General features: G+C 62.5%; 21 protein-coding genes and 2 pseudogenes. 18 read left to right on the forward strand and 5 right to left on the reverse strand.

All coding sequences use genetic code 11. From position 1 onward, the window contains the following. Window positions 1-59: 59 nt before the first annotated feature. The 8 genes and pseudogenes from BLW81_RS08190 (at window position 60) to BLW81_RS08225 (ending at window position 9,560) form a co-directional block, all read left to right on the forward strand. A complete protein-coding gene (locus BLW81_RS08190; RefSeq protein ID WP_083406760.1) occupies window positions 60-3,011 on the forward strand; it encodes an ATP-binding protein in 2,952 nt (983 codons plus the stop codon). Window positions 3,012-3,168: 157 nt separating this feature from the next. Next, window positions 3,169-4,431, forward strand: a pseudogene (locus BLW81_RS08195) (IS3 family transposase). Between the two features lie 213 nt (window positions 4,432-4,644). After that, window positions 4,645-4,857, forward strand: coding sequence for a ferredoxin (locus BLW81_RS08200; protein WP_083410397.1), 213 nt, complete (start codon window positions 4,645-4,647; stop codon window positions 4,855-4,857). A 189-nt stretch (window positions 4,858-5,046) separates the two neighbouring features. After that, window positions 5,047-5,790, forward strand: a complete 744-nt coding sequence (locus tag BLW81_RS08205) for an SDR family NAD(P)-dependent oxidoreductase (RefSeq protein WP_083406761.1) — start codon at window positions 5,047-5,049, stop codon at window positions 5,788-5,790. 338 nt (window positions 5,791-6,128) lie between these two features. Continuing rightward, complete coding sequence (locus BLW81_RS08210) at window positions 6,129-7,361, forward strand: aromatic ring-hydroxylating dioxygenase subunit alpha (protein WP_235632216.1); 1,233 nt, start codon at window positions 6,129-6,131, stop codon at window positions 7,359-7,361. Between the two features lie 59 nt (window positions 7,362-7,420). Beyond that, a complete protein-coding gene (locus BLW81_RS08215; RefSeq protein WP_235632217.1) occupies window positions 7,421-7,870 on the forward strand; it encodes a 3-methyl-2-oxobutanoate hydroxymethyltransferase in 450 nt (149 codons plus the stop codon). An 11-nt stretch (window positions 7,871-7,881) separates the two neighbouring features. Then, entirely contained in the window at window positions 7,882-8,703 is an 822-nt protein-coding gene (locus tag BLW81_RS08220; RefSeq protein WP_083406763.1) for a 3-methyl-2-oxobutanoate hydroxymethyltransferase, read from the forward strand. A 2-nt stretch (window positions 8,704-8,705) separates the two neighbouring features. Continuing rightward, entirely contained in the window at window positions 8,706-9,560 is an 855-nt protein-coding gene (locus BLW81_RS08225) for an alpha/beta fold hydrolase (RefSeq protein ID WP_083406764.1), read from the forward strand. Here BLW81_RS08225 and BLW81_RS08230 read toward each other — a convergent pair. Beyond that, window positions 9,546-10,292: a FadR/GntR family transcriptional regulator gene (locus tag BLW81_RS08230; RefSeq protein WP_083406765.1), complete on the reverse strand. Its 747-nt coding sequence runs from the start codon at window positions 10,290-10,292 to the stop codon at window positions 9,546-9,548. The genes BLW81_RS08225 and BLW81_RS08230 overlap by 15 nt on opposite strands. 235 nt (window positions 10,293-10,527) lie before the next feature. After that, window positions 10,528-10,947 (reverse strand): histidine phosphatase family protein, encoded by a 420-nt coding sequence (locus BLW81_RS30260; protein ID WP_083406766.1) that lies wholly within the window; start codon window positions 10,945-10,947, stop codon window positions 10,528-10,530. A gap of 163 nt (window positions 10,948-11,110) precedes the next feature. On the opposite strand from BLW81_RS30260, the gene BLW81_RS08240 reads away from it, so the two are divergent. The 4 genes and pseudogenes from BLW81_RS08240 (at window position 11,111) to BLW81_RS30205 (ending at window position 12,711) form a co-directional block, all read left to right on the forward strand. After that, window positions 11,111-11,431: a 2Fe-2S iron-sulfur cluster-binding protein gene (locus tag BLW81_RS08240; RefSeq protein WP_083406767.1), complete on the forward strand. Its 321-nt coding sequence runs from the start codon at window positions 11,111-11,113 to the stop codon at window positions 11,429-11,431. A 5-nt stretch (window positions 11,432-11,436) separates the two neighbouring features. Further along, window positions 11,437-11,865 (forward strand): FAD-dependent oxidoreductase, encoded by a 429-nt coding sequence (locus BLW81_RS29895; protein ID WP_235632218.1) that lies wholly within the window; start codon window positions 11,437-11,439, stop codon window positions 11,863-11,865. A 24-nt stretch (window positions 11,866-11,889) separates the two neighbouring features. Further along, window positions 11,890-12,345: pseudogene (locus tag BLW81_RS30200) on the forward strand (FAD-dependent oxidoreductase); the annotation flags it as partial. 60 nt (window positions 12,346-12,405) lie between these two features. Then, window positions 12,406-12,711, forward strand: a complete 306-nt coding sequence (locus BLW81_RS30205) for an oxidoreductase C-terminal domain-containing protein (protein WP_322788832.1) — start codon at window positions 12,406-12,408, stop codon at window positions 12,709-12,711. Here BLW81_RS30205 and BLW81_RS08250 read toward each other — a convergent pair. Further along, window positions 12,686-13,591, reverse strand: coding sequence for a substrate-binding domain-containing protein (locus tag BLW81_RS08250; protein ID WP_235632220.1), 906 nt, complete (start codon window positions 13,589-13,591; stop codon window positions 12,686-12,688). The genes BLW81_RS30205 and BLW81_RS08250 overlap by 26 nt on opposite strands. On the opposite strand from BLW81_RS08250, the gene BLW81_RS08255 reads away from it, so the two are divergent. The 5 genes from BLW81_RS08255 to BLW81_RS08275 all read left to right on the forward strand — a co-directional run bounded on the left by BLW81_RS08255 (window position 13,581) and on the right by BLW81_RS08275 (window position 19,347). Next, window positions 13,581-14,894: a zinc-dependent alcohol dehydrogenase gene (locus BLW81_RS08255; protein ID WP_235632221.1), complete on the forward strand. Its 1,314-nt coding sequence runs from the start codon at window positions 13,581-13,583 to the stop codon at window positions 14,892-14,894. The genes BLW81_RS08250 and BLW81_RS08255 overlap by 11 nt on opposite strands. Window positions 14,895-14,896: 2 nt before the next feature. Beyond that, window positions 14,897-15,589 (forward strand): 4-carboxy-4-hydroxy-2-oxoadipate aldolase/oxaloacetate decarboxylase, encoded by a 693-nt coding sequence (locus BLW81_RS08260; protein ID WP_083406769.1) that lies wholly within the window; start codon window positions 14,897-14,899, stop codon window positions 15,587-15,589. Further along, the gene (locus tag BLW81_RS08265) at window positions 15,586-16,644 is read left to right on the forward strand and encodes an amidohydrolase family protein (protein ID WP_083406770.1); all 1,059 of its coding nucleotides are present in this window, start codon (window positions 15,586-15,588) and stop codon (window positions 16,642-16,644) included. Before BLW81_RS08260 ends, BLW81_RS08265 begins: the two co-directional genes overlap by 4 nt. A 73-nt stretch (window positions 16,645-16,717) precedes the next feature. Continuing rightward, window positions 16,718-17,929 (forward strand): cytochrome P450, encoded by a 1,212-nt coding sequence (locus tag BLW81_RS08270; RefSeq protein ID WP_083406771.1) that lies wholly within the window; start codon window positions 16,718-16,720, stop codon window positions 17,927-17,929. Next, window positions 17,926-19,347, forward strand: a complete 1,422-nt coding sequence (locus BLW81_RS08275) for an aldehyde dehydrogenase family protein (protein WP_083406772.1) — start codon at window positions 17,926-17,928, stop codon at window positions 19,345-19,347. The genes BLW81_RS08270 and BLW81_RS08275 overlap by 4 nt, the downstream gene beginning before the upstream one ends. Window positions 19,348-19,909: 562 nt before the next feature. Here the strand turns inward: BLW81_RS08275 and BLW81_RS08280 are convergent. Both BLW81_RS08280 and BLW81_RS08285 read right to left on the reverse strand, forming a co-directional pair. Beyond that, a complete protein-coding gene (locus BLW81_RS08280) occupies window positions 19,910-20,413 on the reverse strand; it encodes a hypothetical protein (protein WP_011777780.1) in 504 nt (167 codons plus the stop codon). Next, on the reverse strand, window positions 20,413-21,213 hold the full coding sequence (locus tag BLW81_RS08285; RefSeq protein WP_013470348.1) for an IclR family transcriptional regulator: 801 nt from the start codon (window positions 21,211-21,213) through the stop codon (window positions 20,413-20,415). The genes BLW81_RS08280 and BLW81_RS08285 overlap by 1 nt, the downstream gene beginning before the upstream one ends. A 474-nt stretch (window positions 21,214-21,687) precedes the next feature. Here BLW81_RS08285 and BLW81_RS08290 point away from each other — a divergent pair, with 474 nt between their 5' ends. After that, window positions 21,688-23,142 carry an aromatic ring-hydroxylating dioxygenase subunit alpha gene (locus BLW81_RS08290; RefSeq protein ID WP_083410400.1) on the forward strand — a complete coding sequence of 485 codons (1,455 nt, stop codon included), beginning with the start codon at window positions 21,688-21,690 and terminating at the stop codon, window positions 23,140-23,142. Window positions 23,143-23,171: the final 29 nt, after the last annotated feature.

The raw sequence follows: 23,171 nt of genomic DNA on the forward strand, positions 1-23,171 counted from the left end.
CAGCGAATATTTGCGCCGATTCTCCGAAACGGCCCGGGGTCTAAATTTACGCTTCGGATGTGGGGACCGACTGGCCGTTCACCGGGCGAGCCGAGGTACTCGAGCGGATGGTCGACGGATTGACCGGCGCCGACGAGTGCCGCGGCTTCATATTGGCTGGCGAGCCCGGGGTCGGCAAGAGTCGTCTGGTGCGCGAGGTTCTCGGGGCGGTTTCTCAGCGGTGTGAGCCGCGTTCGGTCGTCGCCACCCGGTCCGCGGGCGCCCTGCCGCTCGGCGCGTTCTCGGAATGGGTGCACGGCACGAGCGCGAATCCGACCGTCCTGCTGCGCAGTGTGATCGAGAACGTGACCGTGAGCAGGAACGGGCGTCCGGTGATCGTGGCCGTCGACGACGCTCACCTGCTCGACGAGCTGTCGGCCTTGGTTGTGCACCAACTCGTCCACCGCCGATCGGCGAGAGTCCTGTTGACGGTGCGCAGCCGCCAACCGGCGCCGGAAACGATCACCGCGCTGTGGAAGGACTGCTATCTGGAGCGCATCGAGTTGTCGCCGCTGTCTCGGGAAGAGTCCGCGCACTTGCTCACCCGAGCGCTGGAGGGGCCGATGGAACCCGCCAGCGCGCAACGTCTGTGGGATCTGACCCGCGGCAACGTGTTGTTTCTGCGTCACCTCGTCGCCCAGGAAATGGCGCAGGCGAAGTTGTCGAGGAAGAACGGGACGTGGTCGTGGGCCGCTGAGGCGGTGGGGTTCTCCCAGCTGGGTGAATTGGTCACGGCACAGATGGGCGCACTGTCCGGGGTGCTGACAGATGTCGTCGACGTACTGACGGTGGCCGGCCCGCTGGATTGTGATGTGCTCACCACCGTGGTCGGGGTGTCAGCGGTCGACGAGGCCCAGGCGCGCGGTCTCATCGCGATCGAGCAAGAGGGCGACCGTGCTGTCGTGCGACTGGCTCACCCGTTGTACGGCGAAGTTCGGCGCCCGAAGACGTGCGGCGGGCGGGCCCGCGCGCTGCGCGGCCGGGTCATGTCGGCCCTCGCCGCCGTTCCGGTGCGTGACCGGCACGACCTGATCCACCGTGCCATGCTGCTGTTGGAATCTGATCTGCCGCCCGACCCGACGCTGTTCACCGAAGCAGCAGGCACCGCGATGGCACTGCTGAATCCCGTTCTCGCAGAGCAGCTTGCAGGGGCGGCGCGTCAATCCTCTGACTCGTACGAGGCCACCTACCTACATGCGTTCGCGTTGCATCTGATCGGGCAGGCGCCCGAAGCCGAGCGGATCCTCGCGAACGCACCCGACCGGCATTACACCGCGCGCGAACGCGCCGTTCTCGCCATGTTTCGGGCGGCGAACCTGTTCTGGGTGTTGGGTCTGACCGACCGTGCGGTACAGGTCCTCGACGAAGCGCAGCGTCGCATCCCGGCCGAAGCCCACGCCGTTCTGCACGCCTATCGCGCCCTGACCCGTGCCGCGACCGGACCCGCGCCGGAGGCGATCGACGGCGCGCAGAAGGTGCTGAGCGGACGCGTCTGTGACGTCACCGCCATGAACGCGAACTACGCCCTCGTCCTTGCGTGCGGGTACGCGGGCCGCACACACGACGCGGTCGACGCCGCCAAGCAGGGCTATCACCTGATCGAGCGGTCAGTCGGGGCCGCGCCGATGGTCTTCGGATTCACCGAGCACCATATCCAGGCGCTCCTGCTGGCGGGATACCAGTGCGAAGCCGCCACACTCGCCGAGAGGTGGTCGAATCAGACGATCGACATCCCGGTGACATCCACGGCGTACAGCGCGTTGTTCACCGGCCATGTCGAACTCGCCGCCGGGCGGGTGCGGGCCGCGCGGGCGTCGCTCGAGAAGGCCCTGAAAACCTTCACCGACATCGGGAATGTGAAGCTGGGAAATGTCCTGTCGCACTGCGACCTTCTGGTGGCCTCGGCGCTGTGCGGTGATCAGCAGGCTACTGATGCGGCAGCGCGCGGGCTGAGCGAGGAAGCCAACACTTTCGACTACCTCAACGCGCGGGTAGCGCTGGCGCAGGCATGGGCGGCGGCGGCCTCGGGAGCGACCACCGCCGCCGTCTTGAAGTGTCGCAATGCAGCCGAGATAGCGAGAAGCCGGGGACATCTCGCACAGGAGGTGGTGTGCCTGCAGACGGCGACGCGGTTCGGGGATGTTGCCGGCGCGCCGCGGCTGTCCGTGCTGTGCACGCGCGTCGACGGCCCCCGTGTGATCGCCGCGGCCGCACATGCCGCGGCGCTGGCCGACGATGATCCGGACGGCCTGGCCGACGCGTCGCGCCAATTCGAGCGGATGGGCGATCTTCTGGCCGCCGCGGACGTCGCGGCCCAGGCGGCCAACGCCTACCGGCGACGGAGTCACCGGGGATCGGCGCTCAGCGCGTCGGCGCGCGCCGACATGCTCGTTGCGGCGTGCGGCGGTGCGCAGACACCCGCGCTGTGCGAGCTGCACTCAGACCTGCTGACCACCCGCCAGCGAGAAATCCTGGCATCGAGGAACCGGCTGCTGGTCGACGTGGACTGGGTGTCCACCTCACGGATGTGGGTGCACAACTCACGGCTGAAGGGCACCGCCAGTTCTTCAAGCGACACTGACGTCTTCCCCACCTCGGCCAGGGACAAGACCGACTTCGCCAAAGCGAATTTGAAGGACGCCACGTTGCGCCCTCGTAGCACGACGCTACGGAAGTCGGTTGCGGAGCCCATCTGGACGACGGTAGTCAACCTCGACGCGTCGTACACGACATGTCGAGCGCTTCCTGTGAAGATGCATGAGTGCCGAAGAGCAAGAGGCCGAACAGGTACAGCGTCTACCCGCCGGTCGTCGAACAGTTGGATCTTGCCCAGTCGATGCTCAAGGTCAACCGCAACGACCTACTTCCGCCTCGACCAGATGATGGGGCGGGCGGTCAGGTCGCCGAACGGTTCGTCGAATCACTCAAGCGTTCGCTCGCAGTCGGGGAGTACGAACCTGAGCGCGTCGTGAGCGTCCCCGTCTCGAAGCGCAAGTACTCAACGCGACCGGCGGCATTGATGAACCTAGCTGATCGCGTCGTGTATCACGCCTTGGTTGAGCCCCTTCGGCAGCGGGTTGAACCGCCCCGGCATGTCCGGAGACTCCACTTCTTGGGAAGGATGGGGTCATGTCAGGTGGTTCGTCGAGGAGGTATCCGCCGGAGCTTCGTGAGCGGGCGGTGCGCATGGTCGCTGAGATCAGCGATCAGCATGAGTCGGAGTGGGCTGCGATGGGTGAAGTCGCCCGGCTACTGGGGATCGGCACAGCCGAGACGGTGCGCAAGTGGGTGCGCCAGGCCCAAGTCGATGCCGGCGCCCGGCCGGGAGCGACATCCGAAGAGTCCGCCGAGCTCAAGAAGCTGCGCCGGGAGAACGCCGAGCTTAAGCGAGCCAACGCGATCTTGAAGACGGCGTCGGCTTTCTTCGCGGCCGAGCTGGACCGGCCACACCACTGATCTGTCGATTCATCGCTGAGCATCAGGGCCGCCGCGAGGGCCCTGATGGTTTGCGCTGGGGTGTCCAGTCGATCTGCGCCGAGCTCGTCGGGCTCGGCGTGCAGATCGCCCCCTCGACGTACTACGAGCATCTCGAGCGTGAGCCCAGTCGCCGCGAGGTCCGCGACGAGGAAATCAAAGCCCACATCAACCGGGTTCACGGCGCGAACTACGGGGTCTACGGGGCGCGCAAGGTGTGGCTGGCGCTCAACCGGGAGGGTATCGGGGTGGCCCGCTGCACGGTGGAGCGGCTGATGGGCGACCTCGGTCTGCGCGGTGCGGTGCGCGGCAAGGCGAAGCCGACCACGATCGTTGATCCGGGGGCGGTGCGTGCGGCTGATCTGGTCGGGCGCCGCTTCGGCCCGGTCGCACCGAACCGGCTCTGGGTGGCCGATCTGACCTATGTGTCGACCTGGTCGGGGTTCGCTTACGTCGCGTTTGTCACCGATGCCTATGCCCGCCGGATCCTGGGCTGGCGGGTGGCGTCGACGATGGCGACCACGATGGTGCTCGACTCGATCGAGCAGGCCATCTGGACACGTCAACAAGAAGGCATCCGCGATTTGAAAGATGTTGTCCACCATACGGATAGGGGATCGCAGTATACGTCGATTCGGTTCACCGAACGGCTCGCCGAGGCGGGTATTCAGCCGTCGGTGGGTGCAGTCGGCAGTTCATATGACAACGCGCTCGCCGAGACCATCAACGGTCTCTACAAGACCGAACTGATCAAAGGGGGTAAGCCCTGGCGCACCGTCGAGGACGTCGAGCTGGCGACCGCCCGCTGGGTCGACTGGTTCAATCACCGCCGGCTCTACGAGTACTGCGGAGACGTCCCCACCGGCCGAGCTTGAGGCTGCCTACTACGCTCAACGAGCGAGGCCAGCCGCCAGCTGAGTCCTCAAATCAGAAAGTCTCCGGACATGCCGGGGCGGTTCAGTGTGTCATGCGTTGGCCACGTTGACATTTGAGCCTGTATCACACGCGGCACCCGAATGCTCGCGGGTTCGGGCAGAGTCGTCCTCGATTGACCAGGTAGATATCCACTGCTACCTTAGCAGAGTTAAGTTCTGCCTACCGGAAACACTTCGCCAATTTCAATGGACAGCCCTGATCAAGATCCATGCAGACCAGGAACGGTGCCAGGGATATGCGAACTGCGTCGTCGCTGCGTCGGATGTGTTTGATTTGGATGATGCTGGGATCGTCATCGTGCTTCGCGACGAGATCGAGAACTCCGAGCGTGAGCATGTCGACGAGTCCGCGCGAAGCTGTCCGCTTGCAGCGCATCGGCTCAAGCAGATGTCCGCGGCCGACCACTAGTACGCGTCGAAAACATCGCGGAGACAGAGAAACTGATGAAATATGCGACTTGCGTGCGGGGCACGAGTGGTGATGAAGACAGGGCCCTGCTCGGATATGTGGTTGTCCTGCGTGACCGACGCTACGCATCCAGCCTGACGGACCTTACCGGTGCCGACCGGTCCCGCCGTTCGCCTCTGATCCGCTGCCGTGGCTGACCGGGACCCGTTCGGCATCGCCGGCAACGTCATCGTGGTAACCGGCGGCGCCAGTGGCATAGGCGATGAGGTGGTTGCGGATCTGGTGGACGCTGGCGCCAACGTGGTGGTGGCCGACCTCGCGCCACCGGCCGGCCGGCCGACGGTGATCTATCACCGTGTCGACGTCACCGACGAAGACCCGCTGGCAGACCTGGTCAAAAACACCGTAGAGCGCTACGGCAAAGTAGACGGCTTGGTCAATTGCGCTGCGATGTATAAGGCGCTTGGCGCCAAGAAGACCTTGGAAGAGTTGACCATCCAAGAATGGGACGACGTCCTACGCATCAATGTGCGGGGTACGTGGCAAGCGATGAAAGCGATTCTGCCGGCGGTGCCACCGCAGGGCGGTCGCATTGTGAACGTGTCCTCGACAACGGCGCGAACGGGAACGCTCGGTTTTCCGCACTACATCGCCTCTAAGGCTGCGGTCGAGGGTCTCACCCGCGCGGCGGCCCGAGAGTTGGGCGCGCGCGGAATCACCGTCAACGCAGTCGCCCCGGGGCTCGTGGATGACGAGGCGACAAACGAACTCAACGATCCCGACTACGTCGCGCAGGCGGTCAATCGCCGGTCGATCAAGCGGACGCTCCTACCCGCGGATGTCGCGTCCGTGGTGCGATTTCTGTGCAGCGGCGGCAGCGGGTTTATCACCGGTCAAGTCCTAATCGTCGATGGCGGGGGAGTCTTTGTGTGAGTCTCGACGTCCCTTGACGTCCTGACAAAGCGAGTCGCGTCGATGATCCCCTCCACGGCGCAAGTCTGCGCTCACCCACACCGCTGACGGCAGAGTCCGGTCCAGGCGTCTTCGACAGTCCGTCGCGGGGACGACCCATGCAACATCGGCATGGGGCTTCGACCACCGCCCACGACTTGGAGCGTAGCGGCTGCTTGATCCTGAATGCCTAATGGTCTTACAATTAGGTCGATGCGATTGGGTGCCACCGCCGGATGGGTGGGAAAGAACTAGCTGAGGTAACGGTGCTACGCGCAGAGATCAACGAGCTTTTGACCAGGACCGGGCCGGGGACGCCGATGGGTGAGTTGTTCCGCCAGTACTGGATTCCAGCCTTGCTTGCCGAGGAACTGCCGGAGGACGATTGCCCGCCGGTACGCGTAAAGCTGCTGAGCGAGCGAATGATCGCTTTCCGAGACAGCAATGGCAACTTTGGTTTGATCGATGAGTTCTGCGCGCACCGCGGGGCATCACTGTGGTTTGGCCGCAACGAAGAGGGTGGTCTGCGATGCCCCTACCATGGCTGGAAGTACGACGTCACGGGACAAGCCGTCGAGGTGCCGTCCGAGCCTGAGGGGTCCACGTTCTGCGCGCGCGTCAAACTTGCGTCCTACCCGCTGATCAAGATTGGGGACGTGCTGTGGACCTACATGGGCGACTCCGCGAACCAGCCGCCGTTGCCGGAATTCGAATTTGCTCTCGTGCCGGCCGATCAGACCTTCACGTCCAAACGATGGCAGGAATGCAACTGGCTACAAGCCTTCGAGGGCGGCATCGATTCCAGCCATGTGTCGTTCCTGCATTCCGGCGGGTTGAAGTCCGACCCGCTGTTCAAGGGCAGCAAGGGTAACGAGTACAACATGGCGGACCTCAAGCCGTTCTTCGAGATCGCGGACTCCGAGGGCGGATTGTTCGTTGGCGCCCGCCGCAACGCAGACGCCGACAATTACTACTGGCGTATCACGCCCTGGGTGATGCCGTGCTTCACGATGGTGCCGCCACGAGGGGATCATCCCGTCCACGGCCACTTCTGGATTCCCATCGACGATGAGAACTGTTGGGCGTACTCGTTTGACTACCACCCTGTGAGACCCTTGACTTCGCAGGAGGTTCAGGCGATGAAGGACGGGCACGGGGTACACAGTGCGAACATCCCTGGGACGTACCGCCCGCAGGCGAACAAGGACAACGACTATCTTATGGATCGTGCGGCGCAGGAGCGCGGCGACACATACTCGGGCGTGCGGGGCATCGCAATCCAGGACTCGTCGCTGCAGGAGAGTATGGGGCCGATCGTCGATCGGACCAAGGAGCGGTTGGTGTCCGCCGACAGCGGCATCATCAAGGCGCGGCAGAAGTTGAAGCGGGCTGCTGAAGCATTGCGCGACAAAGGTGTGACTCCTCCAGGTGTTGACCCTGAACATCATCGTGTTCGGTCTGCCGCCGTCGTACTCTCGCGTGACGCATCGTTCAGCGAGGCGTGCCGAGAAGATCTCAAGGTGCGCGAAGGCGTGCGGCAGACATCGGTATGACCAGTGCACTCCAGCCGACTCTCGGGAGTAGTTGTGCGCGGGCGACATCTGCCGCCGAGATGCGATACCGGATCAGCCGTCCGATCGCCGGACGGGAGGGCGCGCGCGTCATTGCGCTCGACGGCGGTGCACGGGCTATCATCGAGCGGCTTTCACCTCAGCCGTGGGGACATTCACGCTACCTGTCGGTAGCCGAACATAAAGGGAATGCGGGGGAGCGGGATTCGGTTTCGCTGCTCGACATCGACGGTGCCGTCTCCAGTCTTGCGGAGGAATTCGCCGAAGCCGATGTGGTCGTCATGGTCGCTACCACCGATGCGGATGCCGCTGCAGCAAGCATCATCGGTGCGGTGAGCACGAGTCGCGCCATCACGACCGCCGGTGTCGTCGTCGGGGAAGGCGCCGCGGCGAGTCAGACGGTGGCCGTGCTGCGGCCTCATGCGCGCGTACTCGTCGTCAGCGGTCACGAAGAGGACATCTCGGATCTGCTCACAGCGTTGCGAGCCTGAAGGGATCCGTCGTGGGCACGAAGGTGAAACTCACTGACCTGCTGGACATGAAACTGCGTGGGCAGAAGATCGTCGGTGTCGTGGCGTGGGACTACCAGATGGCACGGATAGTCGATCGTGCCGGCGTCGACTTGGTGTCGGTGGGTGACACCGTGGGAATCAACCTGTGGGGTCAGCCGAATCCGCTTGAAATAACCATGGATCAGATGGTCGTGGTGTGTCAGGCAGTGCGCCGAGGTGTTCAGCGCGCCCTACTGTCCTGCGATTTCCCGTTTGGTCCGCTGCAGGATGGGCGAAAGAGTGCGGTGCGGGCCGCAATTCGCCTCGCCAAGCAAGCCGGCATCGACATGGTGAAACTCGACGGGGCATCCGACCACCTAGATGCCGTGACCGCGGTGACGCGTGCAGGGATTCCCGTGTTCGCTCAGTTCGGGATCACCCCGCAGACTTCCCTCAAATACGGTGTCACGTATAGCGCCACGCCGAGCGCCGAGGATGCGGTTCCAGACGAACTTCTCGATGAGATGGTGCGCGAGGCCCGTCGTCTCGCTGATGCGGGCGCGGTGTTGCTGAACTTCACGAATTCGGGACCCGTCGTTGGAGCGGCAGTGGCCGAGGCGGTGCCCATCCCGGTGCTCGGTGGATTCGGTGGCGGCCCGTGGCTGGATGGCCGGATCCGGATGGCCACGGCTGCCATCGGTTACAGCGCCGATGGTCTCGACAGCCCACCGGACACCTATGCCAACGTCGCCCGGATCGCTTTCGACGCCATCACGGCGTATGCAGATGACGTGCGGGCTACTCGCCAGATCAAGGGAGGTCCTCGACGTTGAGCATGTCTTCGGCGAAGATCGATGGCATTGAAACCCGTTACGCGGTAGAGGGTTCGGGTCCGCCGCTACTGATGTTCTCGCCTGGCGGCTTCGGCGCCTCCATGGACGCGTGGGAGAAGCTCGGTCTCTATCGTCGGACGCGGATGCTGTCACAGTTGCAAGAGCGGTTCCAATGCATCACGTTCGACAAGCGTGAGGCCGGCGAGTCTGGCGGGCGGGTCGAGCGCGTCTCATGGTCTGATTACGTGAGACAGGGTGTCGGCCTGTTGGACCACCTCGGGCTGGGCCGAGTGCACGTCATGGGTGCCTGCGTTGGTTGTTCGATCGCGGCGTGCACGGCGAGCACTCATCGCGAGCGCGTTGCGGGGATGGTGCTGTATTCGCCGGCCGGCGGCGTACGGTACCGACGAAAGCAGCTCGAACGGTTCCGCACCCACCTTGCGTATGCCGCGGAGCACGGGCTGGCCGGTGTTGCCGACCTTGCGGCCACGACCGACGGCGACTTTTCCTCAGACGCCAGACTGGGCCCGTGGGTCAGCGTTTTGCGCTCCGATCCTGATTTCGCCGCGGAGTACCGTGATCTCGGCAGCCCCCAGTACCAGATCACAGTCGCGGCGATGGGCGCTCTGTTGTTCGACCGCGACACCGTGCCTGGCCCTGAACCCGATGACCTACTGGTGTCGGACGTGCCCGCGCTCATCGTGCCGGGTGAAGATGCATCGCATGTGCCGTCGGCCGCGCGTTATCTACAGGAGTGTCTTCCCGTCAACGAGTATTGGGACGTTTCGGTCGCGGCCCAGACCGCCGAAACTGCACCGGCGCGGGTGATGGATTTCCTGGAGTCAGTCGCCCTTTGAGACGTGCTTTGCCGTTCGGCCGATATGGGTACGCATCACGGACGTCGCTTTGTCGACATCGCGCTTCTTGATCGCCGCCACAAACTGGCGGTGCTCTCGGATGCCTCGGATACCCATCTCCGGGTGTGACTGCTGGACGTGGCGCATCGAGAGCAAGGTGGGTCCGTGAAAAGATTCGGCCAGCATCGCGATTGCCTTGTTATGGCTGGCCTGCGCGACGCGTGTATGGAACTCCGCCGACAGTTCCATCGGATAGAAACCTTCTTTCAAAGCCGCGTCGCCCCGGTCGCAAATCTCTGTCAGTTCGTCGATGTCCTGTTCTGTCGCACGCTCGCACACGAGCGGGATTATTCCGATCTCGAAGACTTGCCGCGCTTCGGTCACCTCCTTGTCGGTCAGGCCCGATAAGCTGAGCAGATCCTCGATACCTTCACCGACACGTTTGCTCGTCGGCGCCGTCACGAACGCGCCGCCGCGGGCGCCGACCTTGATGCGCACCATGCCATTCGCCTCCAGGCCACGCAGTGCCTCGCGCACCGTAACCCGGCTCACCCCAAACTTCTCACAGAGTTCACGTTCGGCAGGCAGGCGGTCGCCGGGCCGCAGCTGACCTTCCCGAATCAACACACGAATCTGATCGACGATCATCTCCGAGGCCCGGCCCGGGCTGACCCGGCTGAACATAGGATCAGCCATCGGTGGGGTCGCCGAGGGACTCTTGGATGCAGCCATGGACCAATGATAAGGCCAAGGGCGCCCGCCGGTATGGCGCCCGTCCGCCCCTTGAGCACCGGCGTTGCGTGGCGTGCTCAGAGGTAGACGCCTCCTCGTATTAGTGGCGCCAACTTATTGTCGAGGTCGTAACGAAGTGGCGCTCCGGTCGGTATGACCAGGCACGTACCTGCGCGAACGTCATCCGTTTCACGAGCATACGAAGCAGTCACAATGAATTGCCATGTGCGACAACTCATGTGACCGGCATCCGCGGAGATCGGTGGCGGTGCAAAGTCGTAGGAACGACGCCTTCGCGTGAGCAATCCGGTGCCGAACTCCATCTCGACGTCCCGGCGGGTCCGGCCCTGCAAAGCGCCATAGTGACGTCCGTTGAGTCGCCAGGTTCGTCGAGAGTTCTATTTCTCTGCGTCTGCGTCTGCGTCTGCGTCTGCGTCTGCGGCAGCTGCACTGATTCGCGCGGTCTCGATCGCCCTGTCGAGCATCGACATATGGAGGCCGTCGGTGTAGGACCTGTATCGCGGATGAGACGCCCCGCGTCGACTGCCTGTGTGCGCCCACGAGCGGTCAATGGGCAGTCGAGCCAACCCTCGAATGCGCCCACGGTGTTGGCGGCGCTTCCCCCGTGCCTCATCAGCAACAGAACCCGTGTCATGAGTTAAACCGCTGCGAGCGGCGCGCGAAGCCCCGTGGCGGCTAGGAATCAACCCGCGTGATTCCACCGCGGATCACATCGATGCGCATCCTCTCTCCTACCCGGCATAGTAATCCCACGATAAGGTATATTGGTTAGGCCTTAATTCTGACTGGAGTATCGCATGCCGAAAATTGTCTTCATCGCTCTTGACGGCGCGCACCGCGTGGTGGATGTGGATCCCGGCGAGTCGGTCATGGCGGCCGCGGTACGCAATGGCGTCCCCGGCATCGTGGGCGAGTGCGGCGGAAACTGCAGCTGCGCCACCTGCCACGTCTATGTCGATGGTGAATTCGCTGCCGAAGTCGGTGGGCCTGAGGAAATGGAAGATGAATTGCTCGAACTCGGTGCTGCCGCTGAGCGGCGTGAGACCAGCCGATTGTCTTGTCAGATCACGATGATCGAGTCGCTCGACGGCCTGATCGTTCACATCCCCGAGGAGTAGTGAGGGTGAGCGCAGGGACGTTAATCGTCGGTGCCAGTCAAGCAGGAATGCAGCTGGCACTTTCGCTTCGCGATGCAGGAGAAGGCGGACCAATAACATTGGTTGGTGACGAACCGTACGCGCCTTTACAACTGCCCCCGTTGTCGAAGTCCTACTTGCAGGGCGACATCCGCTTCGAACAGCTGCTATTCCGCGCCCAGGAGTATCTGGCGAACCGCGACATTTCGGTACTCACGGGTGAGCTTGTCGATTGGGTGCAACTCGAGGGGGAGGGGCCGTCAGGAGTCGCGCTCACAGCGTCAGGCGAAACGCTGTCGTTCGACAAGTTGGCGTTGACCGTTGGCGCCAGTCCACGACGACTGGCCGTGCCGGGTGCCAATCTCGACGGGGTGATGTACCTCCGCACAGCGGATGATGCCGCGAAGCTGCGCTAGCTCCAGCGCGAAGCAGAATCCGTCGTCGTGGTCGGCGGCGGGTTCATAGGACTCGAAGCCGCGGCGGTCGCGCGCGCTCAAGGTAAGACGGTGACCCTGGTTGAGGCCGCCGATCGGTTGATGGGCCGAGCCGTTGCACCCGTGGTTTCCGACTTCTACCTCGATGCACACGCGCGCCGCGGTGTCACCACGCGTCTGAACGTGGAGGTAGTGGCACTGACCGGCCGGGATGCCCGCGTGCAATGGGTCGAATTGTCGGACGGCAGCAGTCTTCCCGCCGATCTTGTGATCATCGGCATCGGAGTGGTGCCACGAACCGAACTTGCGCACCAACTGGATCCTGTTTGTGACGGTGGCATTGTCGTCGACCGCTTCGCACGTACCAGTAATCCGAATGTCGTCGCGGCGGGCGATTGCACCGTCCAACCCGATTGGCGTACGGGCAGCGGCAAAGTGCGCCTGGAGTCGGTTCAAAACGCCATAAATCAGGCCAGAGCGGCTGCTTCGACATTGGCGGGCAGAGCGGAGTCGGAGCTTCCGGTGCCGTGGTTCTGGTCCGATCAGTTCGATCTCAAGCTTCAGATCGCCGGCCTGTGGACGGGGCACGACTACTATGTGGTTCGCGGCGTTCCTGAACGCGAGTCATTCTCCGTGCTCTATTACCGTGACGACGATTTGATGGCGGTCGCCTCCGTCAACGCGCCGAGTGACTACATGGTGGTACGTAAGGCGCTCACCCAAGAATCCACAATCCGGGCAGAGGATGCTCGCGATGTCTCGGTTTCGCTCCGCGAACTGATCCGCCCCTTACCCGGGAATGTTAGACGAAGACGTCGTCGACCTTGATCTGTCGGGTCAATATGTGTTGCCCCAGTGCGAACTTCACTAATTGCTCGATTATCGGCCGGTTGAGCTCGACACCATAGGGCAGCGGGTCCGCGCCCGTCGTCTTCATCACTTCTGCGTACATCCGATCGGCTGAGTTGGCCACCTGTCCGCTGGCGAGCTGAGCGACATAGCGCTCCTTGGCTTCGCTGAAAGCGGTGTATACCGCAGCCGCCGCGTCCGGGTAGCGCTGCAGCACTTCGTCCTTGAGGACGATGACGTGGTTGATGGGGTAGAACGCACGATCACGCAACGCGCTGATTGCGGCCCCGCGGGGGTCGGGGATCAACGGTGCCACATCAGGATGGTCGACGTCGACCCCGATGACCGCGTCGATTTCGCCTGCGATCAACATATCGGCCAGGTCTGCGCCGGGGCCGACGGAGACCACGTTGGGCGGTGGGACGTACGACTCCACGTGTTCGTCGCCCGATAACAGCCACGTCACGCGATCGAGGTCGACGTCGTATTCGGAGGCGAGAATGCCGCGGGCCCACACACCGGTGGTAACGGTGTACCCCCGATTGACCCCGACCCGCCGACCTTCGAGGTCCTTCGGGTGCCGGATCGTCGAGTGGCGGTTGTACAGGATGGCCCCGTGGTGGAACCCCCGCACGAGGAAGATCGGTAAGGCGGTGAAGGCGACACCGTGTTCGCGTGCCGTCAGGTACGTCGTAAGCGCCATCTCGCTGACGTCGAACTCCAGGTGGCGAACCATTCGGCGGAACCCCTTGACCAACGAGGGTAGTTCCTGGAACTGCAGCTGAAAACCTGCAGGAAATACCAAGCCCTCCTTGAGTGCCTGGTTGGCTCCTTGAGAGCGCGTCAGCGTGGTCAGCACGCGGCGGCTGTCAGGCATCGGTCTCCGGTTCTGGTGGGGCGGGCAGCGCTTGGTAAATTGGCATGACCATTGTGCCATAGCCGCTGCGGGCCATGAGACTCATGGCGACCCTGGTGAGCAGTACTTCGAAATGGTAAATTGGCATTACCATTGTGCCATAGTGATTGCGAGGGATGAGTTGGTCGAGCGCGTACTGGCTGCTGTACGCACGGCGCCGAACACGACCGAGTTGCGGGAGTTGCCTTGGCCCGAACTGTCCGATGATTCCGCGCTTCTGAAGGTCGAGGTCGCAGGGATCTGCGGCACGGATGTCAAGATGTACTCCAAACCGCCGTTCGACGAACCGGTGATCATGGGGCACGAGAACGTCGGCACCATTGCCGCGGTCGGGGAGAAATTCACCCGGTTGCATGGCGTGGGTGAAGGCGATCGAATCTTCGTCGAGCATTACGTTGGTTGCTACAAGTGTGAATGGTGCCGTATCGGCGAATACCGACACTGCGAGGCAACCGACTGGCGCACTAACGCCGACGCGCGCAGGTACGGTTACACCTCAGCCAACAACCCCGGAACGCTGTGGGGTGGCTTCTCGGAATACATGTACTTGCCCTGGAATGCTGTGGTACACAAGGTGCCCGACAGTGTCGATGCTGAACTGGCCGGTCTCGTAACTCCCTTGTCGAACGGCATCGAGTGGGCACTGATCGCCGCAGGTGTTGGATACGCCGACACTGTCCTGATTCAAGGACCGGGCCAGCAGGGACTGTCGCAAGTCGTGGCTTGCAAGCAAGCCGGCGCGTCCCAGATCATCGTTACGGGCGCAACGCGGGACAAAGCTCGCCTGGACCTCGCGCTGCAACTCGGCGCGGACGAAGTGATCGACATTGACGCCGAAGCTCCTTACGACCGGATCATGGATCTGACTGACGGCCGTGGCGTCGACTTCGTGCTCGACTGCACTTCGCGGGCTGGTGTTGCACCGGTTTTGCTTGGCATCGACGCCTTGAAACGCCGTGAGGGCACGTTGCTGATTCAGGGTGAACTCTCCGCGTTCCCCGATTTCCCGGTGAAGAAGCTCACCGAGAAGGCCATCACTATCAAGAGCGCACGCGGCCATAGTTACCGCGCGTGTGAGCTCGCGCTCGAACAGCTTGCGTCGCGCAGGTTCCCGCTGGAGCGGCTGTCTACGCACAGATTCCCGCTCAATCAGGTCGACAGGGCTATCAGAGCGCTGGCCGGCGACACGGAGGACGCCGACGTCATCCATATTTCGCTGATGCCTTGGCTGGGAAAGGAGCCCTGACCGTGTCCGTCGTCGTTCGCAATCCACCTCGCGCCCATCCCGCGGTGCGGGAGGAACTTGCCCAGTTCGGCGTTGCGACCATCCATGAAGCGCAGGGCCGCACCGGGCTGCTCGCTGCGTACATGACGCCGATCTACACCGGCGCACGGGTCTGCGGATCGGCGGTGACTGTCAGTGTGCCGCCAGATGACAACTGGATGATCCATGTGGCGGTGGAGCAGTGTCAGGCAGGTGATGTCCTGGTGGTCGCTCCCGAAGAGCCCTCGGAGTGTGGGTATTTCGGTGAATTGCTGGCCACGGCACTCGCGGCCCGTGGCGTGGGCGGTCTGGTGATCGACGCCGGATGCCGGGACGTCACCGAACTCGCCGCCATGAAGTTCCCGGTCTGGTCGAAATGTGTCTCAGCACAGGGCACGGTCAAGAAACGTCTTGGCTCGGTCAATATTGGGATCACCTGTGCCGGCGCCTGGGTCGAACCGGGTGACGTCGTGGTCGGCGACGACGACGGGGTCGTCGTCGTCCCCCGCGCGGAGGCCGCTGCCGTCGCAGCGGCATCCAAGCTGCGCGAGACCAAGGAAGCTGAGAACCAGAAGCGTTACATGCGTGGTGAACTGAGCCTCGATGTCAACAACATGCGTGCCGACCTTGTCCGCGCGGGGCTGCGCTACGTCGACTATAAGGATGCCGTGCGGTGATCATCGACATCCATGGTCATTACACCACCGCGCCACCAGCGCATCAGGCGTTTCGCGACCAACAGCTCGCGGCGTTGGAGGACCCGAGCGCGCCCGCACCGGCAGCGCCGAGGATCGGTGACGACGAGCTCCGAGAGAGCGTCGAGAACAACCAGCTGCGCGTGCTTCGCGAGCGGGGTGGTGATCTGATGCTTTTATCCCCGAGAGCTTCCGGGATGGAGCACCATGTAGCGGACCAGGCCACTGCCACCGCGTGGGCCCGCGCGTCCAACGACCTGGTCCACCGTGTGGCCCAGCTGTATCCCTACGCTTTCGCGCCAGTGGCTCAGTTGCCGCAGACACCTAGTGGAGATCTGCGTCCCGTGGTCGACGAGCTACGACGTTGCTTGGATGAACTCGGTTTCGTCGGGTGCAACGTCAACCCGGACCCAACGGCCGGGTACTGGACGACGCCCCCGATGACGGACGAATACTGGTACCCGCTGTACGAGGCCATGATCGACTTGGAAGTGCCTGCGATGCTTCATGTCTCTACCTCGTGTAATCCAAACTTCCACACTCTGGGCGCGCACTATCTCAATGCTGACACGAGCGTCTTCATGCAGTTCGTACAGTCCGATTTGTTCCAGCGATACCCAAAGTTGACCTTTGTGATCCCGCATGGAGGCGGCGCCGTCCCGTACCACTGGGGCCGTTACCGCGGCTTGGCCGCTCGGCTGGGCAGGCCAGACCCAAGCGAACTCCTGCGAAATGTATTCTTCGACACCTGCGTCTATCACCAGGCTGGAATCGACCTGCTGCACCGAGTGATCGGTCCGGCGAACCTGCTCTTCGCATCCGAAATGCTCGGCGCGGTTCGTGGAGCCGACCCGGACACCGGAGTCGCATGGGACGACACGCTGGTCTACATCAACAAGCTCGGTCTGGGCGAGGAAGATCACCACGCGGTGGTCCAGGGGAATGCGCGCCGGGTGTATCCCCGGCTGGACCGGTATTTGGCCAGTAAGAAACCCGTCGGCAACGGATCCGCCGCCGTCGACGTCTGTTTCGGATGAGGTGGCAAGTGTCACGTAGAAGTCTCGCAGCGCAAGCGTGCACAACCAACGAATAGAGGGAGGCCGAGACTCGGTGAGCACGATCCCAGAGTTCGACGTCGACATCTTTTCCGACGAGGTGTTGCAGGATCCGTTCCCCACGTACGCCCGCATGCGGGAGCTGGGGCCGGTCGTCCGTCTGACCGTGAATGGCGTGCTCGCGGTGGCGCGGTATGCCGAAGTGCGTGCAGTTTTGATGGACCACACTCGATTCATATCCGGCAAAGGTGTCGGCTTCAACAGTCAGTTCAACGAGGTCCGTCAACACAGCGTCATCGCGTCTGACTCGCCACGCCACGACATGCTGCGCGGTGTTCTTCAGGATCGGCTCGGGCCCCGTTCGATTCGCAATGTGGAGAGGGTCATTCGGCCCAGAGCTCAATCGCTCGTCGACGAGATGACCAGAAGAGGATCCTTCGACGCGGTGATCGACTTCGGTCAGGTCTTTCCCGTCGAGGTCGTCGGAGAGCTGATCGGGCTCCCCGTTGATGCTCGATCGGAGTTGCTGCGCTGGGCCAACGGTGCCTTCAACGCCTTTGGACCGCCGGGCGATCGCACGTCGGCGGGCCTGGCCGACATCGCCGAGCAGTTCGAGTACATCCGCACCGTCGCAACGAGGGACCAACTGGCGCCGGGCAGCATGGGGGCCGCAGTATACGAAGCGGCCGACGCCGGGATCATCCCCGAGGAGTACTGCCTCCACCTACTTTCGGCGTATCTCACGGCGGGGATGGACACGACCGTCAACGCGCTTGGGGCGATGGTGTGGCTGCTCGGTTCGCATCCCGAGCAGTGGCAGGAGCTTCGCAGGTTGCCCCACCGGGTCAACGCAGTGGTGAATGAGGTGTTGAGGATCGAAGCACCTGCGCAGCTCTTCTCCCGTGTCGCAGCGGTGGACGCCGACGTGAGCGGGATCGAGATCGCCGCGGGCGAGCGGGTAGCTGTCATCTATGGCAGCGCCAATCGCGATGAGCGCCAGTATCCCGACCCAGACAAATTCGACATTCACCGAAACGCCGCGGGCCATCTGACCTTTGGAACCGGTCTTCATGCCTGCGCGGGCCAGGTATTGGCCCGGATCGAGCTCCAGGCAGTGTTGGAATCGATGATCGAGCGCGTCGAGACGCTCACAGTCGGAGATCCCACCCGCAAGCTAAACAACGTGTTGCGTGGATTCTCGCATATTCCTGCAACTTTCACGCCCGCTCCGGTCAAGGATCCAGTCCTTTCCGGAGAAACGGCGTGATCGGCAGGCGCCACAGCCATATCTATGTCGATGGTGTCTGGCGGAAGGCCGATTCCGATGCCATCATCGACCTCACCGATCCGGCCACCGAGGACTGGGTCGGCAGCGTCCCCGACGGCAACAGCGCGGACGTAGCATCGGCGGCGATCGCGGCACGCGCCGCGCTGCCGGCGTGGGCCGAAGCGCCGTCCAACGATCGTGCAACCCTGATCGCCGCGCTGGCCGACGGTTTCGATGAACGGCGCGAGGAGATCGCGCGCCTCGTCACGGCCCAGAATGGAGCCGTCATCTCGAGGTCACGTCGTACCAATGGCACTCGTCCCATAGCTCTCTACCGCCACTATGCCGAGGAAGCCGGATCCTTCGAGCCCGAAGTCGCCAGTGCCGACGGGAAGGGCATTGTCAGACGTGAACCGGTAGGCGTCGTCGGGATCATCATCCCGTGGAATGCGCCACAGTCCTTACTTGCCCACAAGCTGGCTCCGGCTCTAGCCGCAGGGTGCACGGTCGTTGTGAAACCTGCGCAGGAAACATCTTTGGACTCATTGCTCATCGGGGAGCTCGCTGCTGCAGTCGGCTTTCCTCCCGGTGTGATCAACGTCGTCACCGGTGGCCGCCTTACAGGGGCCGCAGTGGTAGACGATCCGAACATAGACATGGTGTCCTTCACCGGTTCCACGGGTGCCGGTCGCGCAGTCGCCTCGCGTGCAGGCCATCTCTTGAAGCCGGTCATAGCGGAGTTGGGCGGAAAGTCGGCGGCCGTGCTGCTCGACGATGCAGACCTCGAGCTCTTTTCCGACAACTTGGTCACCACCTGCCTGCCGAATACGGGTCAGGTCTGCTACTCATGCACGCGTGTCATCGCACCTCGCGCACGCTTCGGGGATGTGCTCGACGTCGTCACATCATCCTTGGCCAGTGCGCAGGTGGGTGACCCGCTGGATCCAAAGACAGTCTTCGGTCCGCTTGTCAGCGCGGCGCAGCGCGCACGTGTCGAGGACTACATCGACTCGGCTCGTGCCGAAGGAGCTCGGGTGATCCTCGGAGGTGGCCGTCCGTCCAACCCGACCGGTTTCTATGTCGAGCCCACGGTGATCGTCGACGTCGATCGTACGATGCGCGTGTTCCGCGAAGAGATATTCGGACCCGTGCTGGTCGTAGTTCCTCATGGTGGAGATGATGACGCAACTCGCGTGGCCAATGATTCGTCCTATGGGCTAGGCGGCGCGGTGTTCAGTCGTGACGTCGAGCGTGCGACGGCGGTGGCGCGCAATATGCAGACCGCCCGCATTTCGATCAACGCGCGGGACCACGGTGTCTCCGACCCAGCCGATGGATACAAAGACAGCGGAGTCGGCGGCTCGCTCGATATTTCCTCCCACCTTCGACTCAAGTCCATTGCGCGAGCGGTGAACTGAGATGGCCCCCGCTTACTTCCTCACTTCTACTCAATACTGATTTGCCTGGCGTCCAAAACGGTTCGGTACGGATGCTGCGTCGATCCCACCGAACGACGGGCGTACGCGGACGAAGAGCCGGCGACCATCAATCCAGTTGCCGTCGACGGTCCTTACTAATGTGCTCGATGGACTTACGACAACCTATTCTGGCTTAAGTCGGTGCCATCATCACTGCCTACATTGCCCTCGCGTTGGCGATCGCATAGCCGCTTCAGGGTCCGGACCAGCTGGCTTCGAAGTGGATGTCCACCGCCACGCACCCGAAGCCATCCGAACATGGGCCGACGATTACCGAAACCTTCTGGGCGTCACGGAAAAACCTTCTGGGCATCACGAAAAAATAATCGGCGAGTGACCCGAGATGCCGGTTTCATTTTCTTCCACTAACCAGTGAGCCACGTCAACGAGCTCGATGTGGGTTTCTCACATAAAGCACATCGAACTTCACTATGGAGAAGCGTGTGGCGATCGTGCGCCTCGGCGTCCGTGGTCGTATACCGCGTTCACCGGGCAGTATCGTTTACTCGTCGAACCCTTCATCTGGGATGGCAAACACCGTCCGTGCGTTTTCGTTGAGATTGGCAAATCCATCGATGATCACCCGCTTCACGCGCATCTCGTCGTCAGCGATGCGAATCAGCCACGTGCGAAAGGCCGACCCGGTGAATTCTTCGCTGACCAACGCGGGCGCCTTCCAGCGACGAAAATAGAACTCAAGACGGGTCGTCAGCTCCACCACACCCTCATTCACCGGGACGTAGGAAAGTACGTGGCGCAGCTCGAGGCGTTCGTCGAAGATCCCGTCGCGTTGGTTGAGGTACACCTGTAGGCCATCGCGGCCTTTCCACTGGTGACCACCACGAAAACCGATCTGAAAGTCGTCGGTGAGGACCGCGGCGAACATCGGTTCGGATTTCCTTCGCTTCTCCAATCGAAGGAATAAGTCGATGGTCGCAATGAAGCCAGGCAGGTCCGGGGCGCCGCCGGGTACCTTCCTGTCGGCCTCCGTTTCTTCGGATGTCATCAGCCGAGATTGCGGGCTAGCTCGGCGGCGGCGTCTTTTAGGGCACTGCAAGCTTCGCGAACATCGGAGGGCCGGAATCGATAACTCGGCGCTGACGCGTTTAGTGCCAGCCTTATCCCGGAACCACCTTGGGGTACCGCCACGGCAACAGACGCGACGCCTTCCTCACTTTCCTGCCTGCTGATCGCGAACCCGCTTTTCCTGACCTCTGCCAATTGAGTGCGCAGTTCGGTGAGAGTGCGCACGGAATGCTCAGTGAGTGGCTCCAAATGTGGGTCGGGGTACAACTGGTCCAGCTCGTCGTCGGATAGGCCGGCGAGTAGGACTTTGCCGGTCGACGTGCAGTGTGCAGGACGCGTGCTACCCAAACGCGAGATCACCCGGACGGCAGAAGGGCTTTCGAGTGCCGCGATGAAGCGAACCAGTCTGCCGTCCAACGTTCCTACGTGCACGGTTTCCTGAAGCGTGTCGACCAGCTGGCGCAGAATCGGGGCGGCCGTGCGTGGTATGTCCATCCTGGAGTGGACAGCGAACGCCACGTTTGTCAGGGACGGTCCGGGCTGGTACGCCTTGCTGGCCGGATCTTGGCGGACGAACCCACGGTACTGAAGCATCGATAACAGGCGATGCGCGGTCGATGAAGCGACGCGCAGGTACTCACTGGCGTCAGTGAGCCGGATCTCAGAGCGCTCTCCTAGGAGGAGGAGTAGGCGAAGAGCGTTGTCGACAGACTCGATCGGATATTGCGGGGGCTTCCCTGTGCTGTCACGCTCCATGCCCGCGAGTGAGGGTTTCTGCATGACAGAGAGCGTACCGCGGTCAGGTTCGAATGCAGGTCGAAGAATCGCGACGAGTCCGGTGCCGGGGGCGAAAAGTCGCCTTCATGCGCACAAGCCTGGCCGCCGTTTGTCTGCCTTGGCTGCGGCGGGTAGTTGGGGGCCGCCGACTTGCTTCTTGGCGCACGCGGCGGTGCCTTCGTCGACGAGCAGTTCGCCTGTGGCAGTACAGGATCGCCGCGTTAATACGTTTTGGCTCATCCCTGTGGTAGCCGCTCGGATCGGACGCTTGTCCCCCGCCCCCCTGTGGTAACGGGTTGCGGTCCTCTTTTGCGCGGTCTAGCGCTCACTCGCTGCAGTCTCGACTAGTCAACGCCCTCGTTTGACTCCACCGGTAAGGAGACGGCATACTCTCTGCTAGACAGAGTCGCGTTCTACATAACAGTGAAGGCGCCTTGGTCGGGGATCGAGTCCAGTCGCTGAGTCATGGAGTTGAAGATGCAGGATCACGGTGAGGTGTTAGAGGCTGTACGCACTGGCATGATCCCGGCGCACGTGTATAACGACAAGCAGATTTTTTCGCTCGAGAAGGAGCGCTTGTTCAGTCGGGCGTGGTTGTTCGTGGCGCACGAATCGGAGATTCCGCAACCGGGGGACTACGTGGTCAGACAAGTGTTGCAGGATTCGTTCATCGTCGCTCGTGATTCTGCGGGCGAGATCCGGGTGATGTTCAATATGTGCCTCCATCGCGGTATGCAGGTTTGTCGGGCGGAGATGGGGAACGCGTCGAACTTCAGATGCCCGTACCACGGGTGGTCTTACCGCAACGACGGCCGCATTATCGGCCTGCCGTTTCACCAAGAGGCCTACGGAGGAGACGCCGGGTTCAACAAGGCGGGGCAGACCCTGTTGCCAGCGCCGAGTGTGGCCAGCTACAACGGGTTGATCTTCCTGTCGATGGATCCTGACGCGGAATCGCTTGAAGAGTATCTGGGTGATTTCAGGTTCTATCTCGATTTCTACACCAAGCAGGGCCCCAACGGCCTTGAGGTGCGGGGTCCGCAGCGTTGGCGGGTAAAAGCGAACTGGAAGATCGCAGCTGAGAATTTCGCCGGGGACATGTACCACACACCTCAGACGCACACGTCTGTGGTGGAGATCGGCTTGTTCCGAGAGCCGAAGGCCAACAAGCGCAAAGACGGCGCCACGTATTGGGCGGGTAGAGGTGGGGGCACCACATACAAGCTGCCCGAGGGGAGTTTCGAAGACCGGATGAGCTATGTGGGCTACCCGGCGGACATGATTAGTCGAGCCAAGGCCACATGGACCGAGCAGCAGCAACAAGTCGTCGGCACCGACGGGTTCATGATCTCGGCCGCGACGTGCTTTCCCAACATCAGTTTCGTGCACAACTGGCCGAAAGTGGAGGACGGCGAGCACGTCTTGCCGTTCATTTCAATCCGGGTATGGCAGCCCATTAGCGAGAACGAAACTGAGGTGCTGTCCTGGTTTGCGGTGGATTCTGATGCCCCGGCAGACTTTAAGGCGGACTCGTATAAGGCTTATTTGATGTGTTTCGGCTCGACGGGAATGTTCGAACAAGACGATGTCGAGAACTGGGTGTCGCTGACCAACACCGCGGGGGGTTCCATGGCCCGCCGACTGCGGCTGAACAGCCGGATGGGGCTGCTCGCAGACGATGCCCGGGTGGTCGACACCCTAAGCAGCGCTCAATTCCACGGGCCTGGATACGCTCAGCTCGGTTACAACGAGAACAATCAACGGCAATTGTTGAGGCTCTGGGCCGACTACCTGGACATGCCGCCGCTGCGAGTCGACCCGGCTACGGTGCTCACGGACAACCCGCAAGGTATTGAGCCGATGGTGCAGACCAACGGCGGGGCCGTCGCCGGTATCGACTCGGAGTCGGCTACGACGTCGGTGACGCTGTGACCGTCGACGATCAACGCACTGGTCGACCC

The sequence above is a fragment of the Mycolicibacterium rutilum genome, assembly GCF_900108565.1.
GTDB lineage: Bacteria > Actinomycetota > Actinomycetes > Mycobacteriales > Mycobacteriaceae > Mycobacterium > Mycobacterium rutilum.